The sequence below is a fragment of the Amycolatopsis sp. NPDC005232 genome, from assembly GCF_040607795.1.
In the GTDB taxonomy this organism is placed as follows: domain Bacteria; phylum Actinomycetota; class Actinomycetes; order Mycobacteriales; family Pseudonocardiaceae; genus Amycolatopsis.
In genome coordinates this window covers 35,465-53,924 of record NZ_JBEXHL010000024.1, presented here as the reverse complement: position 1 = coordinate 53,924, position 18,460 = coordinate 35,465, and the positions used below count along the sequence as shown (strand labels likewise).

General features: G+C 74.0%; 1 protein-coding gene. It reads right to left on the bottom strand.

Going from position 1 to position 18,460, the window contains the following annotated elements; genetic code table 11:
- Positions 1-38: 38 nt before the first annotated feature.
- Entirely contained in the window at positions 39-18,293 is an 18,255-nt protein-coding gene (locus ABZU76_RS35160) for a type I polyketide synthase (RefSeq protein ID WP_354877466.1), read from the bottom strand.
- Positions 18,294-18,460: the final 167 nt, after the last annotated feature.

Here is an 18,460-nt window from a genome sequence, read left to right as displayed (position 1 = left end):
GCCGGGATGGGCGGGACGGTGGTCGGGGCCGGGCCGGGTCAGCTCACGTCGCCGAACTCCTTGTCGATGAAGGCCAGCACCTCGAGCGGATCGACCTGCCCAGGCCCGGCGCTCGCGGGAGCAGGCCCGCCGACGCGCTCCAGCCGGCGCAGCAGGCGCCGCAGGCGGCCGGCGATCTCGTCGGTTCCGCCGGCGGCCGCCTCGAGCGCCTCGATGGCCGGTTCGAGTCGGTCCAGCTGGTGCACCACGGTTTCGTGGGGGTCACGCGGCTCGGGCACGAGCAGGCCGAGCAGGTGCTCGCTCAGGGTCCGGGGCGTCGGGTGGTCGAACACCAGCGTCGCCGGCAGCACCAGGCCCGTCGCCCGTTGCAGGTGGTTGCGCAGTTCGACCGCGGTCAGCGAGTCGAACCCGAGCTCCCGGAACGCCTGGCCGGGATCGACCTCCCCGGCCTCACCGTGGCCGAGCACGAGAGCCGCCTGCTCACGCACGAGCGCCAGCACCGCCTGTGCGCGGTCGGCCTCGGGCAGCGTCCGCAGGTCGAGCGCCGGGCCGGGCTGCGGGCGCGGCGACGCGTCGGGGCGCCGGGCCGGGACCAGCTCCGTGAGCAGTGCCGGCACCGAATCGGCCCGGGATCGCAGGCCCGCCACGGAAATCCGCGCGGTGACGAAGTCCGGTGCCGTCTCGGCGAGTGCCAGGTCGAACAGGTCGAGTCCTTGCCCGGTGGTGATCGGGCCGACCCCGAGCGTGGCCATCCTGGCGCGGTCACGCTCGGTCAGGTCCGCGGTGAGCCCGTCGGCCTGTTCCCACGGTCCCCAGGCCAGCGCCGTGCCCGGCAGGCCGCGCTCGTGGCGGTAGCGGGCGAGCGTGTCGAGGAAACCGTTGGCCGCGGCGTAGTTTCCCTGTCCGGCGGCGCCGAACGCAGCCGAGGCCGACGAGAAGAGTGCGAAGACGTCGAGGCCGAGCCCTTCCGTGAGCCGGTGCAGCAGCCAGCCCCCGTCCACTTTGGACCTGAGCACGGACGCGAGCCGATCGGGGCCAAGCGCGGTGAGCACGCCGTCGTCGGTGACGCCCGCGGTGTGCACCACCCCGGCCAGCCGCCCGCGCTCGGTGATCGACGCCAGCAGCGCGGACATCGCGGCCTCGTCCGCGACGTCGCACGCCGCGAACTCGACCGTCACCCCGAGCTCACCGAGCTCGGTCCGCAGCCGCGCGACCTCCGGGCGCTCACGGCGCCCGGTGAGCACGAGGTGCCGCACCCCGTGCTCGACGGCGAGGTGTTTCGCGACGACGCGGCCCAGCGAACCCGCGCCGCCGGTGACGAGCACGGTGTCGCCGGGGGCGAACCCGGGGCCGAACGTCAGCACCGCCTTGCCGACGAGCGCGGCCTGGCTCAGCGCGCGCAACGCCGCAGGCGCTTCGGTGACCGGCCAGCACGTGACCGGGGGCGCGACCAGAGTTCCGCCGGCAAATCCCTCGGCCAGCTCGTCGAGGATCTCCGCCGTGCGCGCCGGCGGGATGTCGCCGAGGTCGTAGGTGTGGTACGGAAAACGCAGCCGCGCCGGGTCCCGGACTTCCAGCTTGCCGATCTCCACGAACCGCCCGCCGTCGGCGACGAGGTCCAGAGACGTGTCGGCGACGGGTCCGGTCAGCGAGTTCAGCACCACGTCCACCCCGCGCCCGCCGGTGGCGGCGCGAAACGCCGCGCCGAACTCGGTGGTCCGCGACGACGCCACGTGGTCGCCGGGCAAACCGATGGCCCGCAACGCGTTCTGCTTGCCTTCGCTCGCGGTGGCGAAGACCTCCGCGCCCCACGAGCGGGCCAGCTGCACGGCCGCGCCGCCGACCCCGCCCGCTGCGGCGTGCACGAGGACCGACTCGCCCGCGCGCAGCCCGGCCAGGTCGCGCAGGCCGTAGGAGGCGGTGAGGAAGGCGACGGTCGCCGAGGCACCCTGGACGAAGCTCCAGGTCTGGGGCAGCCGGACGACCGCGTGCTGTCCCGTGACCGCGATCGGCGCGAACGCGTCGGGCACGAGGCCCATCACCCGGTCGCCGACGGCGACGCGGTCGACCCCGGGGCCGGTCTCGACGACGATCCCGGCCGCCTCGGTGCCGGGGCGGGCGTCCCCCGGGTACATGCCGAGCGTGATGAGGACGTCGCGGAAGTTCACGCCCGCCGCCCGCACCGCGATCCGCACCTCGCCGGGCGCGAGCGGCCGCAGGGCCTCCGGTGCCGGGACCAGGGCGACGTCGTCGGGTGAGTCCCCGTTCGTCCGGTCGAGGCGCCAAGACTCCGCGCCCGCGGGCGGGACCAGGCGCGCCGGGTTCCCGGCGGGGAGCAGCCTCGGCACCGTGACGCCGGCCGCGGTGACCGTGAGTTCCGGTTCACCGCTGCTCGCCAGGCCGGCCAGCACAGCGGGCTCCACGTCCTCCTCGGTGTCGAGCAGGACGAAGCGGCCGGGGTGTTCGGTGTGCGCGGTGCGCACGAGGCCGGCGACGGCGGCGTGCGCGGGTTCGGTGCGGGCGTCGCGTGTCACCACCGCGAACACCGCGTCCATGGCCCGCGGATCGGCCAGGAAGGCTTGCATGAGGGCGAGCACGTCGGCGGTGATGCGGTGCGCGGCCGTGCGCGGATCCGGGCCGGGCGGCGGGCACTGGGCGAGCACGACCGGCGGAACCGCGGGCAGGTCGGACACGGCCCCGGCCGCGACGGACACGACCGTCCACTCCGGACAGATCGGGGCCGGCTCGGGGTGCGGGACCTGCGTGACGCGGTAAAGGGGGTCCGGCTCGGCGCCGGGGACGTCCGCCAGCGCGGCCGCGGTCACCGGGCGCAGCACGAGCGAGCCGACCTCGAGCACCGGGCGGCCGGTGCCGTCCGCGACCTCGACCCGCACGGTGCCGTCGCCGGCCCGGGTGAGCCGCACCCGGCTCGGGGTGCGGCCCGGGCCGGCCACCCGCACGCCGGACCACACGAACGGCAGGCGCGCGGAGCCCGGGGCGTCGTCGGGCCGGCGAGCCGGCCCGAGCGCGTGCATCGCGGCATCGAGCAGGGCCGGGTCGACCGCGTGCCCGGCGCGGGGCTCGGTCTCGGTCACGACGTCGGCGTAGACGTCGGCACCCACCCGCCACGCGGTGCGCAGGCCGCGGAACGCCGGGCCGTAATCGAACCCTGCGGCGATGAGGCCCGGGTAGAAGCCGTCCAGATCAACCGGGTCCGCGTCGGCCGGTGGCCAGGTGGTGGCCCAGTCCATGGTGGACGACGGCCCGGCCGGTTCGGCCACGGTGCCCTCGGCGTGACAGGTCCACGGCGCTTCCTCGTCGCCGTCGGGTCGCGAGTGGACGGTCACCGCCCGGGCACCACTGTCGTCGGGCGCCCCGACGAGGACCTGGATCGCCACCGCGCGGTCGTCGGGGACCCGCAGCGGCACCGGCAGCGCCAGTTCGCGGACTTCGGCGCAGCCGGCCTGCAGGCCTGCCCAGGCGACGACGTCGAGGATCGCCGTGCCCGGCACGAGCACGGAGCCGAGCACGGTGTGGTCCGCGAGCCAGCGCTGGTCGCAGTGGCTCACTGTCCCGGTGAACACGCGCTCGTCGCGCCCGGCCGGGGTCAGGGCGGCCCGCAGCAACGGGTGCTCCGCTCCGGCGAGCCCGGCGCTCGCCAGGTTCGCGGGTGCCGTGCCCGGCTCCGGCCAGAACCGGCGGTGTTCGAACGGGTACGTGGGGAGCTCGACGTGCCCGCCGGTGCCGCCCTCGACGAGCGCGGACCAGTCGAGGGCGGCGCCCGTCACGTGCATCTCGGCGAGGCCGAGCAGCAACGACTCCGTCTCCGGCCGGTTCGTCCGCAGGACGGTGGCCGACGCCACGGCCGGGCTCGCGGCGCTGCCTGTCACCTCGTCGGCGACGTCGGACACCAGTGCGGAAAGGGCGCCGCTCGGGCCGATCTCGAGGAAGCTCCGCACGCCTTCGGTGTGCATCGTCCGCACCGCGTCGGCGAAGCGGACCGTCTCTCGCACCTGGCGGACCCAGTAGTCCGGGGTGCACAGCTCCGGTCCGGCGGGCCGGCCGGTGAGGGTGGAGACGATCGTCAGGGCGGGCCGCTCGAACCCGATGCCGGCGAGGACTTCCCGGAACCGGCCGAGCATCGGCTCCATGAGGGGCGAGTGGAACGCGTGCGAGACCGTCAGGGCCGTGGTCTTGCGGCCGAGCTCCGCGAACTCGGCACCCAGCCGGGCGACGGCGTCGCTCTCGCCCGAAATGACCACGGCCGCCGGACCGTTCACGGCCGCGATGTCCACATCGGACCGTCCGCCGAGCCCGGCGCGCACCTCGTCCTCGGTCGCGCGGACGGCGAGCATCGCGCCGCCGGCCGGCAACGCCTGCATCAGTCGGCCACGGGCGGAGACCACCGTGCAGGCGTCCGCCAGCGACCACACCCCGGCCACGTGCGCCGCGGCGAGCTCGCCGATCGAATGCCCGGCCAGGAAGTCCGGCCGCAGTCCCGCGCGCTCGACGAGCCGGAACAACGCGACCTGCAGCGCGAACAACCCGGCCTGCGTGTAGCGGGTCCGGTCCAGCAGACCCGGTTCGGACTGGCCGAAGACGATGTCCCGCAGGTCCTCGTCGAGGTCACGCTGAAGCTCGGCGCACGCGGCGTCGAACGTCTCCGCGAACACCGGGAACGCGCGGTACAGCTCGTGGCCCATCCCCGGGCGTTGCGAACCCTGACCCGAGAACAGGACCGCGGACGGTGCCCCGCCCGCGACGCCCCGGACGAGACCGGGGGCCGGGCGGTCCTCGGCGAGGGCGGCCAGTGCCGCCTCGATCCGGTCCGGAGTGTCGCCGACGATCACCGCGCGGTGGTCGAGCGCGGCCCGCCCGGACGCCAGCGACCGGGCGGTGTCAGCCGGATGCGCGCCTGCGAACAGGCGCAGCCTGCGAGCCTGCGCGGACAACGCCGCGGCGCTGCGAGCCGAGACGGCCCACGGCACGAACCCCCCGGCCGCGGCGACGGGATTTGCGACGGGCTCCGGACCCTGCTCGAGGATCACGTGGGCGTTGGTGCCGCTGATGCCGAACGCGGACACCCCGACCCGGCGCGCGTGTCCCGTCTCCGGCCACGGCCGCTGCCGGGTGAGGACCTCGACCCGGCCGCCCGACCACTCCACTCGCGAGGAGGGCACCGAAGCGTGCAGGGTCGCCGGCAGGATCCCGTGGCGCAGGCTCAGCACGGCCTTGATCAGGCCCGCGACCCCCGCGGCCGCCTGCGTGTGGCCCAGGTTGGACTTCACGGAGCCGAGCCACAGCGGAGGGGCGTCAGGTCCCCGCTCGCCGTAGGTGGCGAGCAGTGCCTCCGCTTCGATCGGGTCGCCGAGGCGGGTGGCCGTGCCGTGCGCTTCCACCGCGTCGACGGCTTCCGGCCCGAGCCCGGCGGCCGCCAGCGCCTGCCGGATCACCCGTTGCTGGGCCCGGCCGTTGGGCGCGGTGAGCCCGTTCGAGGCCCCGTCCGAGTTGACCGCGGACCCCTTCACGACGGCGAGGATCGGGCGGCCGAGCCGTTCCGCGTCCGAGCGGCGGGCGAGCACGAGCATTCCCGCGCCCTCACCCCACCCCGTGCCGTCGGCGTCGTCGGCGAAGGCACGGCAGCGGCCGTCCGGCGAGAGCCCGCCCTGCCGGGCGAACGCGACGAAGGCGTTCGGCGTGGCCATCACCGACGCACCGCCCGCCAGGGCGAGATCGCATTCGCCGCCGCGCAGCGCCTGCGCCGCGTTGTGCACGCTCACCAGCGAAGACGAGCACGCGGTGTCGATCGTGACCGCCGGTCCTTCCAGGCCGAGCACGTAGGCGATGCGACCGGACATCACGCTGCCCACCGCGCCGGTCAGCGCGTAGTCGTGAGCGGCGTCGCCGTCGTCGGCCGCGGCGACCACCGCCGCGTAGTCGTGGGCCGAGGAGCCGACGAAAACCCCGGTCCGGCTGCCCTGCAGCGCTCGCGGGTCGATCCCCGCGCGTTCGAGCGCCTCCCACGACGTCTCCAGCAGCAACCGCTGCTGCGGGTCCATCGCCGTCGCCTCACGCGGGGAGATGCCGAAGAAGGCAGCGTCGAAGTCGGCCGGTGCGGCCAGGAAACCGCCGCGCAGGGCGAACCCGCCGGACGCTCCGGCGCGCAACGCGCCGAGGTCCCAGCCCCGGTCGTCCGGAAAGTCGCGGATCCCGTCCCGGCCGGCGAGCAGCAGCTGCCACAAGGAGTCCGGCGAGTCGACATCGCCGGGGAACCGGCAGGCCATCCCGACCACGACCACCTCGTCGACCCCTTCGCCCCGGTCCTCCTCGCCCCGGTCCTCCTCGGCCCGGGCGGCGACCGGCGCGGCGGTGTCCCGCGCGCCGAACAGCGCGTCCCGCAGCAACTCCGCAACGGCGGCGACGGTCGGGTGGTCGAACACCACGGTCACCGGCAGGGTCAGCCCCGTCGCGGCGGCGAGGCGGTTGCGCAGATCCACGGCGGTCAGCGAATCGACACCGAGGTCCCGGAACGAGCGGTCGACGGCGATGTCCGCCGCGGCCGCGTGCCCGAGGGCGAGAGCCGCCTGCGACCGCACCAGCTCCACCAGCCGCCGGTGCCGTTCGCCCGGCGCCAGCCCGGCCAGGCTCTCGCGCAGTTCACCGCCGGGTGCGGGGTCCGCGACCGGCTGCGCGCGGAGCGCGGCCGCCGCCTCCGGCACCGCGGCGATCAGCGGGCGGCGCCGGGCGAGCGAGTACGTCCGGGCGAAGAGCTCCCAGTCGATGTCGGCCACGGTCAGCCCGCTGAGGTCCAGCTCGACCGCCCGGCCCAGCACGGCGAGGGCGGACTCCGGCGGCATCGACCGCAGGCCGGTGCGAGCGAACGCCGCCGCGGTCTCGTCGTCGACCATGCCGCCACCAGCCCAGCTGCCCCAGGCGATCGAGGTGGCAGGCAGGCCGCGGGCGCGGCGGTGCTGGGCGAGGCTGTCGAGGAAGGCGTTGCCGGCCGCGTAGGCACCGGATCCGGCGCTCCCCCACACCGCGGCGCCGGAGGAGAACAGGACGAACGCGTCCAGATCCAGGCTGGTGGTCAGCTCGTCGAGGTGGCGGGCACCGTCCACTTTGGCCGTGAGTTCCGGCAGGGCCGCGGTGGGTGACGCGTCCTTCAGCAAACCCCGCCCGCCGACGCCGGCGGCGTGCACGACAACCCGCAGCGGGTTGTCCTCCGGGATCTCCGCGAGAACCGCCGCCAATGCGGCACGATCGGCCACGTCGCAGGCGGCGATGGTGACGGTGCAGCCCAGCTCGCCCAGCTCGGCGACAAGTTCAGCGGCGCCCGGCGCGGCAGGCCCGCGCCGGCTGGTCAGCACGAGGTGCTCGGCACCGCGTACGGCGAGCTCACGGGCGACCCGGGCACCGAGCGCGCCGGTTCCGCCGGTCACGAGCGCGGTCCCGCGCACGGCCCAGGACCGGCCCGGCGCCGCGGTCCCGAGGGGACGGCGCACCAGCCGCCTGACGAAGGTGCCCGACGGGCGGATCGCGAACTCCTGCTCGTCGCCGCCGGCCGCGAGGATCGCGCACAGCCGGCCGGCCATGACGTCGTCCACGACCGGGGGCAGGTCGGCAAGACCGCCCCAGATCTGCGGGTGCTCGAGGCCCGCGACCCGGCCGAGTCCCCAGAGCGCCGCCGCGTCGACGGCGCGCGGGGCTTCGGTGTCGTCGATGCCCACGGCACCGGCGGTCACCCACCACATCGGGACCGGCCCGCGGCGCGCCGCGGTCAGCAGCTCGATCCCCTTGCGCACCAGGGCGTCCACGGTCTCCCCGGCCCGGCCCAGCACAGCGATCACCCCATCCACTTCGGACAGATCCGACGGCAGGTCGGCCACACTCAGGCGGTCGACCTCGGCGCCGCGCGCGATCAGCCCGCCGGCCACCGTTTCGGCAACCGCGTCATCCGGCTCGGCGACGAGCGCCCACCGGCCGCGCAGGGGGGTGGGCGCGGGCTCGTCGACACGGCTCCAGGCCACGTCGTAGCACCAGTCGTCGAGGGTGTGGCGGCGGCGGTCGCGCCACTGGTTCAGCGCGGGCAGTGCCTGTTCCCAGAACTCGGCCGGGACGTCGCCACCGACCGCCTGAGCGAAGGCCGCCGGATCTTTCTTCTCCACAATGGACCAGAACTCGTCGTCGAGCGGTTCGGGCGTGTCCGGGGTGAGCCAGAAGTGCTGGTGCTGAAAGGGATACGTCGGCAGGTCGGCGAGGTAGGCGGGACGGGGGGTGGGTTGCGGGAGGGTGAGATCGATTCCCTTGACGTGCGCGGTGGCCAGGGCAGTGAGCCACTGCCGGTGAGTGCCGTCGTTACGAGTCAACGTGCGCAGGACAGTGCCACCGGTGATCTCGTCGACCGGTGTGGCCAGTACGGGGTGGGCGCTGATTTCCAGGAAGCGGCTGAAACCGCTCTCGGCGATCGCGGTGATCGCGTCGGCGAACCGCACCGTCGAACGCAGATTCCGAACCCAGTAGTCCGCATCGAGGGTCGTGGTATCGATCCGCTGCCCGGTGACAGTGGAAACCATGGGAATGGCAGAAGCCTGCGGGCTTACCTCACCCAGAGCGGCACGTAGTTCGTCGGCGATGATCTCCACCTGCGCCGAGTGCGAGGCGTAGTCCACCGGAATCCGACGCGCCCGAGCACCCTCATTCGCGCAATGCCCGACCAGCGTTTCGACGTCGCCGATCGCGCCCGACACGATCACCGCACCCGGACTGTTCACCGCCGCCACGCCGACACCGTCGAGTCCCAGCGTGGTGATGGCCTTTTCGACCCGCTCCGCCGGCCACGCAATCGACCCCATCGTCCCAAGACCGGAAAGAGAGCGTTCGATCAACGCCGACCGTTGCGCCACAACCCGCGCCCCGTCCTCCAGAGACAACGCACCAGCAACACACGCGGCCGCGATCTCACCCTGCGAATGCCCAACCACCACAGCCGGAACCACACCGGCCTCAGCCCACAACGCCGCCAACGACACAGCAACAGCCCACGACACCGGCTGCACCACCGACACCCGCTCCATCGCCACCGGATCATCGAGCACCGCCGACAACGACCAGTCGACCCACGGCGACAAAGCCCGCTCACACGCAGTCATCGACTCCGCAAACACCGCAGACGACACCCACAACGCCCGGCCCATGCCAACCCACTGACCACCCTGCCCAGCAAAAACACCAGCAACACCACCCGAACCCGACACCACCCCCCGCACCACATCCGGAGACTCGACGCCCTCGGCCACCGCCGCCAAACCGCCCAGCGCCGGCGCCCGGTCACCGATCACCACGGCACGGTGCTCGAACCGTGACCGTCCAATCGCGAGCGTGTGTGCGACCTCCGCCGCCGACACATCCTGATGCGAAGCCAGATACGCGCTCAAGCGCCCGGCCTGCGCTGCCAACGCCGTACCCGTCGCCCCGGACAACGGCAGGAGCACTGCACCGTCCGACGGCTCGGACACCACCGACTCTTCCTCGGGTGCCTGCTCCAGAATGACGTGCGCGTTGGTGCCACTCACTCCGAACGACGAAACCCCGGCCCGCCGCGGGTGGTTCGTCTCCGGCCACTGCCGGTTCTCGGTCAGCAACTCCACCGCACCCGAGGACCACTCGATCTCACGCGACGGTTCGTCCGCGTGCAACGTCGCCGGCAACACGCCGTGCCGCAACGACTCGACCATCTTGATCACACCCGCCACACCGGACGCGGCCTGGGTGTGGCCGAGGTTCGACTTGAGCGAACCCAGCCACAGCGGCTCGCCAGCGAGCCGGTCGCGCCCGTACGTCGCCAGCAACGCATGCGCCTCGATCGGATCGCCCAGCTTCGTCCCCGTCCCGTGGGCTTCGACCGCGTCCACTTCGGACGGATCAAGCCCCGCGACGGCCAGCGCGGCACGGATCACGCGTTCCTGCGAAGGACCGTTCGGTGCCGTGAGCCCGTTGGACGCGCCATCCTGGTTAATCGCCGAACCCCGCACCACCGCCAGCACCCGGTGCCCGTTACGGCGGGCATCCGAAAGCCGCTCCAATACCACCACACCGACGCCCTCGGCCCAGCCCGTGCCGTCGGCCTCAGCCGAAAACGCCTTGCACCGCCCGTCGGCCGAAAGCCCGCCCTGCCGGGAGAACTCGACGAAGTTGCCCGGCGTGGACATCACCGTGACCCCACCGGCCAGAGCCAGGTCGCACTCGCCACCCCGCAACGCCTGCAGCGCGAGGTGCAGCCCGACCAACGACGACGAACACGCCGTGTCCACCGAGACCGCCGGGCCCTCCAGACCAAGGAAGTACGACAACCGTCCAGAAAGGACACTCCCGGCCGCGCCCGTGATGCCGTGGCCGACGTGCTCCTCACCGGAGCGGTCCAGCAGCCGGCTGTAGTCCTGGCCGTTGGTTCCCACGTAGACACCGGTGCGGCTGCCGTGCAACGACAACGGATCGATCCCCGCCCGCTCCACCGCCTCCCACGACACCTCCAGCAACAACCGCTGCTGCGGATCCATCGCCAACGCCTCCCGCGGCGACACCCCGAAAAACCCCGCGTCGAACCCACCCACATCGGCAACGAACCCACCACGCCCACCGGCAGAACCTGGCCACAACTCCCAACCGCGACCCACCGGAAACCCCGACACCGCGTCGACCCCGTCCGACACCACCCGCCACAGATCCTCCGGCGAACTCACCCCACCCGGCAGCCGGCACCCCATCCCCACCACCGCCACCAGCTCGTCGGCAACGGACCGGTTCGCAGCTCGGCCATCGGCTTCCGGGGCGCGGCCGGACACCAGGTCGTGCAAGTGCCCGGCCAGCCGCCCGGCGGACGGGTGGTCGAACACGACCGTGCTGGGCAGGTCGGTCCCCAGCGCCGCGCCGAGCCGGTTGCGCAGGTCCACCATGGCCATCGAGTCGAACCCGAGCGAGGCGAACGCGCGGTCTTCGGCCACGTCGCCGATCGACGAGTAGCCGAGGACGTCGGCCACGTGGGTGCGGACGAGGTGCACCAGCGCCTGGCGATCCAGCGCGGCGGGCGCCGTGCCCGGTGCCGTGCCGGCCGGCGTGGTGGTGGCCGGCCGTTCACCGCTGCCCGCGAGCATCGCGCTGATCAAGGGGCTGCGTCGGGCGGCACCGAACGAAGCCGCCAGCCGGGGCCAGTCGACGTCGGCGACCAGCGCGGACCCGCCGTCGTCGATCAGCCGGTGCAGGGCCGCGAACGCGTGGTCCGACAGCAACGGCCGCAGCCCGAGGCGGGCCAGCGACCGGCCGGCCGCACCGGCGCCGTCGGCCATGCCCTCACCCCAGGAGCCCCACGCGACCGCGGTCGCGGGCAGGCCGAGTGCTCGGCGGTGTTCGGCGAGCCGGTCCAGGTAGGCGTTGGCCGCCGAGTACGCGGCCTGCCCGGCATTGCCGAGAACACCGGTGAACGACGAGAAGACCACGAACGCGGACAGGTCCAGCTCGCGCGTCGCCTCGTGCAGCGCCCAGGCACCGCCGGCCTTCGCGGCGAACACGCCCGCGAGCCGCGCCGGGGTCAGCCCGTCCAGCACCCCGTCATCGAGAGCCCCGGCCAGATGGAACACCCCTCGCAGGGAAGGCATGCCGGCGACCAGCCGCGTCACGGCCGCCGGATCCGTGAGATCACAGGCGGCGAGGGTGACCTCGGCGCCGAGCGCCCGCAGCTCGTCGGCGAGGTCGGCACCGCCGTCGGCCGCCGACCCGCCCCGGCTCGCGAGCACGAGGTGCGGCGCCCCCAGCTGCGCGAGCCAGCGCGCGACCCGGGCACCGAGCGCGCCGGTTCCGCCGGTGACGAGCACGGTTCCGTCCGGCCGCCAGCCGGGTTCCCGGCGGGCCGGCCGGGCGGCCGGGACCAGGCGCCGGGCGAGGACGCCGGCGCCCCGCACTGCGACCTGGTCCTCGCCGGTTTCCCCGCCGAGTACGGCGAGAAGCCGTTGCACACCACGGTCGTCGAGGGTTTCGGGCAGGTCGATCAGCCCGCCCCAGCGCCGAGGGTGCTCCAGCGCCGCGACGCGGCCGAGCCCCCACAGCGCGGCTCCGCCGAGGCCACCCGGATCACGCGCGAGCTGCTCGTCGCGTGGTCCGGTCGACAGCGCGCCCCGCGTCAGCCACCACAGCGGCGCGGTGACGCCCAGTTCACCCAGCACCTGAGTCAGCAGCAGAGCCGCAACGGGTTCATCGCCACCGAGCCCCGGCAGCGCGACGACGCCGGCGAACAGTCCATTGTGGATGTTCAGGCGCATCGCCTCGCCGAAGTCGCCGTGGTCCGGCACGACGGCGGCGACCACGGTGGCGCCGGCCCGGCGCAACGCACCGCTCAGCAGCTCGAGGTCGGCCCCCGCCTCGGCGGCGACCACGAGCCAGGTCCCGCTCATCCGGGTGATCGGCGGTTCGCTCACCGGCACCCATTCGACGGTGTAGCGCAGGCCGTCGACGGCGGCGTCGCGGTCGGCGGCCTCGGCCCGGCGGGCCAGCGCGGCCCAGCCGTCGGCGAACGAGGCGTCCTCGTCGAGACCGAGCTCCGCACCGACTTCGGCGACGTCCGCCCGACGCAGGAGCGCCTGGACGTCGTCGTTGCCGGGCGCCGCGGCCGGCTCGTCGGCGCCGAGCCAGAACCTCTCACGCTGGAAGGGGTAAGTGGGCAGCTGGACCGGCCGCGGACCCGGTCCGTGGAACCGCCGCCAGTCGACTCGCACCCCCCGGCACCACACCGCGGCGAGCGCGGTCAGCAGGGTGCGCACCTCGCCCTGGTCCGCGCGGGCCACCGGCACCGCCGCGCATTCCGAAGCGGCGGGGAGACACGCCGGCACCATCGCGCTGAGCACGGCGGCCGGGCCGATTTCCAGGAACGTGCGGACGCCGGCCTCGTGCAAAGCGGCCACGGCATCGGCGAAGCGCACGGTGTCGCGGGCGTGGCGCACCCAGTAGTCCAGCTCCAGCCACTCGGTGGTCACGCCACCGCCGGTCACCGTGGACACGAAAGGAATCGCCGCCGGCGTGAACCGCACGTCCGCCAGCACCGCGCGGAACTCGGCGAGCATCGGCTCCATCAACGGCGAGTGGAAGGCGTGGCTGACCGCCAGCCGCCGGGTCTTCAGGCCACCGGCCGCACATCGCGCCTCGAGGTCCGCCACGGCGTCGCCGGCGCCGGAAACGACGACCGCGTCCGGGCCGTTGACTGCGGCGAGACAGACCTGCCCACCCTGATCGCCGATCAGGGCCAGCACCTGCGACGCGTCCGCGCGCACGGACACCATCGCGCCCCCGGCCGACAGGTCCTGCATCAGGCGGGCCCGGGCGGCTACCACCCGGCAGGCGTCCCGCAGCGACCACAACCCCGCGACGTGGGCGGCGGCGAGCTCGCCGATCGAATGACCGGCCAGCACGTCCGGGCGGACCCCCCAGGATTCCAGCAGCCGGAAAACCGCCACGTGGAAAGCGAAGAGGGCCGGCTGGGTGAACACCGTCCGGTCGAGCGCCGCGGCCGGGTTCTCGAAGATCGCCTCACGCAGGTCTAGGCCGAGCTCCCCGGCCAGCGTGTCGCACACCTCGTCGAAGGCGGCGGCGAACGCGGGGAACCGCTCGGCGAGCTCACGTCCCATGCCGGCCCGCTGCGAGCCCTGCCCGGAGAACAACATCGCGAAGTCACCGTCGGAGACGGTGTCGCGGACCAGGCCGATTCCGGGTTCCCCCGCGGCCAGCGCCTCGAGCGCGGCCAGTGCCTGCGGCCGCTCGTCGGTGACGACCGCGGCCCGTTCGGCCAGCCCGGCGCGGCCGGTGGCCAGCGAAGCGGCGACGTCCGCGAGGCCGGCTTCCGGATCCGCCGCGAGGTGGTCGCGCAGGCGCCGCGCCTGATCGGCCACGGCGGGTCCCTCGGCCGCGGAGAGCGGCAGCACCGCCGGGCCCGGCCGCGGCGCGGCGATCACCGGCTCACCGGCAGGCGCCTGTTCGACGATGACGTGGGCGTTCGTCCCACTGATCCCGAACGACGACACCCCGGCCCGCCGCGGCCGGTCCGTCTCCGGCCACTGCCGGTTCTCGGTCAGCAACTCCACCGCACCCGAGGACCAGTCCACCTCACGCGAAGGTTCGTCCGCGTGCAACGTCGCCGGCAACACACCATGCCGCATCGACTGCACCATCTTGATCAGGCCGGCCACTCCGGCCGCGGCCTGCGTGTGGCCGATGTTGGACTTCAACGATCCCAGCAGAAGCGGGGTGTCGCGGTGGCGACCGTAGGTGGCGAGCAAAGCGTGGGCCTCGATGGGGTCGCCGAGCCGGGTACCGGTGCCGTGCGCCTCGACGGCGTCCACTTCGGACTGATCAAGCCCCGCGGCCGCCAGCGCGTCACGGATCACGCGTTCCTGCGAAGGGCCGTTGGGCGCCGTCAGTCCGTTGGACGCACCGTCCTGGTTGACTGCCGAACCCCGCACCACCGCCAGCACCCGGTGTCCGTTGCGGCGGGCGTCCGACAGCCGTTCCAGCACGACGATGCCGACCCCTTCGGCCCACCCCGTGCCATCGGCGTCAGCGGAGAACGCCTTGCACCGCCCGTCGGCCGCGAGCCCACCCTGGCGCGAGAACTCCAGAAAGATGCCCGGAGTGGACATCACCGTGACCCCACCGGCCAACGCCAGGTCACACTCACCACCGCGCAACGCCTGCGCCGCCAGGTGCAACCCCACCAACGACGACGAACACGCCGTGTCCACCGTGATCGCCGGTCCGCGCAACCCGAGGAAGTACGCCAAGCGTCCGGAAAGGACACTGGTCGTGGTTCCGGTGAGCAGGTGCCCGCGGGTTCCGGGGGCCGACCGGTGCAGCCGGGGGCCGTAGTCCTGCGGCATCGCGCCCACGAACACCCCGCCGCGGCTGCCCCGCAGCGACGCCGGGTCGATCCCCCCTTGTTCGAGCGCCTCCCACGAGACCTCCAGCAGCAACCGCTGCTGCGGGTCCATCGCCAGCGCCTCGCGCGGGGAGATGCCGAAGAACCCGGCATCGAAGTCCTGCGCCCCGGTGAGGAAACCACCGAACCGCGGGTAGTCGCCGTCCCGGTCCCAGCCGCGGTCGTCGGGGAACCCGGACACCGTGTCCACCCGGTCCACGACGGCCTGCCACAGCTCGTCCGCCGACCCGATCCCGCCGGGCAGCCGGCAGGACATCGCGACGATGGCGACCGGGTCCTGCGCGCCCGCCGCGGCACCCGGGCCGGCCGCCTCGACGTCGTCGTGCCCGGTCAGGAAGGCGGCCACCGCCGCGGGCGTCGGATGGTCGAACAGCAGCGTGCTCGGCAGCGCCACCCCGAGTGACGCGGCCAGCCGGCCCCGCAGCTCGACCCCGAGCACGGAGTCGACGCCGAGTTCCCGGAACGGCACCTCGGCCGCGACCTCGGCGATGTCGTCGTGCGCCAGGACCGCCGCGGTTTCGCCCCGCACCAGCCGGACCAGATCGCGGACATCGCCGGCAGAGGCCCGGCGCGCGGGTTCGATCTCCACGGGTCCGATCTCCACCGGACCGATCTTCACCGCGGGCGAGCGCGATTCCACTGTGGACTCACCGGCGACCGGAAGCCAATGCACTCGACGCTGGAACGCGTACGTCGGAAGGGAAACACGGCGAGGTGCGGGTTCGCCGAACACCGGCCGCCAGTCGACCTCGAGCCCGCGGGCGTGCGCCTCGGTCACGGCCGCGAGCATCCGGCGAGGGCCGCCTTCACCGCGGCGCAGGGAACCGATCACGGCGACGTCGTGCCCGGCCGCCTCCGCCGTCTCGGCGACACCCACCGTGAGCACGGGGTGCGGGCTGCACTCGAGGGCGACCCCGTGCCCGTCCCGCAGCAGGGCGCGCACCGTGCGCTCGAACTGCACCGGCCGACGGAGGTTGCGGTACCAGTAGGTTGCGTCCAGGCCCGCGGTGTCGATCGGCTCGCCGGTCACCGCCGAGTAGAAGGGCACTTCCGACGAGCGCGGCTCGAGCCCGGCGAGATCACGCAGCAGGCGGTCTTCGATCTGCTCGACCTGAGCCGAGTGGGACGCGTAGTCCACGGCCACCCGCCGGGCCCGCGCACCGGCCTCGGCCATTTCCGCGGCGAGCTCGTCGAGCAGGCCCGGTTCGCCCGAGACGACCGTCGCCCGCGGCCCGTTGACCGCGGCGAGCGACAACCCGGCGCCCCGGCGCTCCAGCATTCGCTCGACCTCGTGCGCCGGCAGCGCCACGGAAAGCATGCCGCCCGCGCCCGCCAGCGCCCGCAACGCTCGGCTGCGCAGCGCCACGACTCGCACGCCGTCGGCCAGGCTCAGCCCACCGGCCACCACCGCGGCGGCGATCTCGCCCTGGCTGTGCCCGGCGACGGCCGCCGGCCGGACCCCGAACGAGCGCCACAGCTCGGCCAGGCTCACCATCACCGAGAACAGCGCCGGCTGCACCACGTCGACCTGGTCCAGCGCCGCTGGGTCGGCGTCGGCCAGCGCGTCCAGGAGGTTCCAGCCCACCACGTCGGCGAGGTGCCCGGCGCACTCGGCCAGGCTCCGCGCGAACACCGGGTACGCCGCCGCCAGCTCGGTCGCCATGCCGGGCCACTGCGAGCCCTGGCCCGGGAACACGAACGCCGCGGACTGCGCGCGCACCACCGAACCACGCACCACCTGCGGAGCCGCTTCTCCCGCGGCGAGGGCGGTCAGGCCCGCGCGCAGCTCGGCTCGATCACGGCCGAGCACCACGGCGCGAGCGGCGAAGTGCGATCGCGTCGCGACGAGGGCGTGGCCCAGCTCGGCCGGGGTCGTGGCGGGGCGGTCGTCCCAGTGCGCGAGCACGGCGCCGGCCTGCGCCCGCACAGCGGCGACGTCACGTCCGCTCACCGCCAGCGGAACCCACGAACCCGCCACCGGCGAGTCCACTTCGGACTCGGCCTCGGTCACCGGGGGTCCGGAAAGGACGAGATGGCAGTTGGTGCCGCCGATCCCGAACGAGCTCACGCCGGCGACCGCCGCGGTGCCCGGCCAGGGCGCGGACTCGGTGGTCATCCTCAGCCGCAACGTCTCGAGCGGGATCTCCGGTGGCGCGGAACGGAACCCGAGCGTCGGGTACAGCGTGCCGTGTGCCAGTCCGAGTGCGACCTTGAGCAGGCCGGTGATCCCCGCGGCGCCTTCGAGATGACCGACGTTCGTCTTGACCGAGCCCACGGGAAGCGGTGCGCCCACCGCGCGGGCCGGACCCAGGACGGCGCCGAGTGCCGCGGCTTCCACCCGGTCACCGACCGGGGTCCCGGTCCCGTGCAGCTCCACGTATCCGACCTCGGCGAGGGTGACCCCGGCCCGCCGGTACGCGGCACGCAGGAGCTCCTCCTGTGCCTGTTGCTCGGGCACGGTGAACCCCGCGCCGCCGCCGTCGTTGTTGACGGCGCCGCCGCGCAGCACGCAGTAGACCCGATCGCCGTCGGCCACCGCGGCCGAGAGTCGTTTGAGGACAACGGCCCCGCCGCCCTCGCCGCGAACGTAGCCGTCGGCGCGGGCGTCGAAGGTGTGGCACCGGCCGCTGCGGGACAACGCGCCCATCCGCGCGACCGCGACCGTGCTCGCCGCCGCGAGGTTCAGGTTCACCCCGCCCGCGACGGCGATCGAGCATTCGCCGCGGCGCACGCTCTCCGCGGCGAGGTGCACCGCGACGAGCGACGAGGACTGACCGGTGTCCACCGCGAGGCTCGGCCCCCGCAGCCCCAGCGTGTAGGAGATCCGGTTGGGGATCATCGCCCGGTTGAGCCCGGTGAGCGTGTGGGCGGACACGCCCGCCGCGCCCCGCTCGTGCACCAGCGCCGCATAGTCGTCGGCGATGGCGCCGACGAACACGCCCGTCGCCGTCTTCCGCAGCCGCTCGGGCACGATCGCGGCGTCTTCGAACGCCTCCCACGCCAGCTCTAGCATCAGCCGCTGCTGCGGGTCCATCGACGCCGCTTCCCGTGGCGAGATCCCGAAAAACGCGGCGTCGAAGCCGGCGACGTCGTCGAGGAACCCGCCCCGGGCCGCCAGTTCCGGGAACATCGCGAACGCGTCGGCAGCGGCGCGGCCCGGCGGTACCTCGGTGACGTGGTCGCGTCCGGTGCTCAGCAATTCGGCGAACCGCGCGGGGTTCGGCGCACCGGGCAACCGGCACGAAATCCCGACCACGGCGATCGGCTCGGCCGGCTCCTCGGACTCGGTCGAGGAGTGACCCGGCAGGGATTCCGGCATGGCGCCTACCTCTTCGCAGTGGGGAGTCAGCGCGACGGCCGCACATCCGCCGACGGTGACGACGTGGGCTCACGCCGGGATGATCACCGGTCGGCAACGTGCTCGGGATCAACTCCCGAACGGTGCTTACGGCCGACGGCGGCCGGTGGCCCGCTACCGATCTTCGC

Bases quoted from the DNA above. Each gene is read 5' to 3' on its own strand.
- ABZU76_RS35160 (WP_354877466.1), bottom strand. From the start codon at position 18,293: ATGCCGGAATCCCTGCCGGGTCACTCCTCGACCGAGTCCGAGGAGCCG.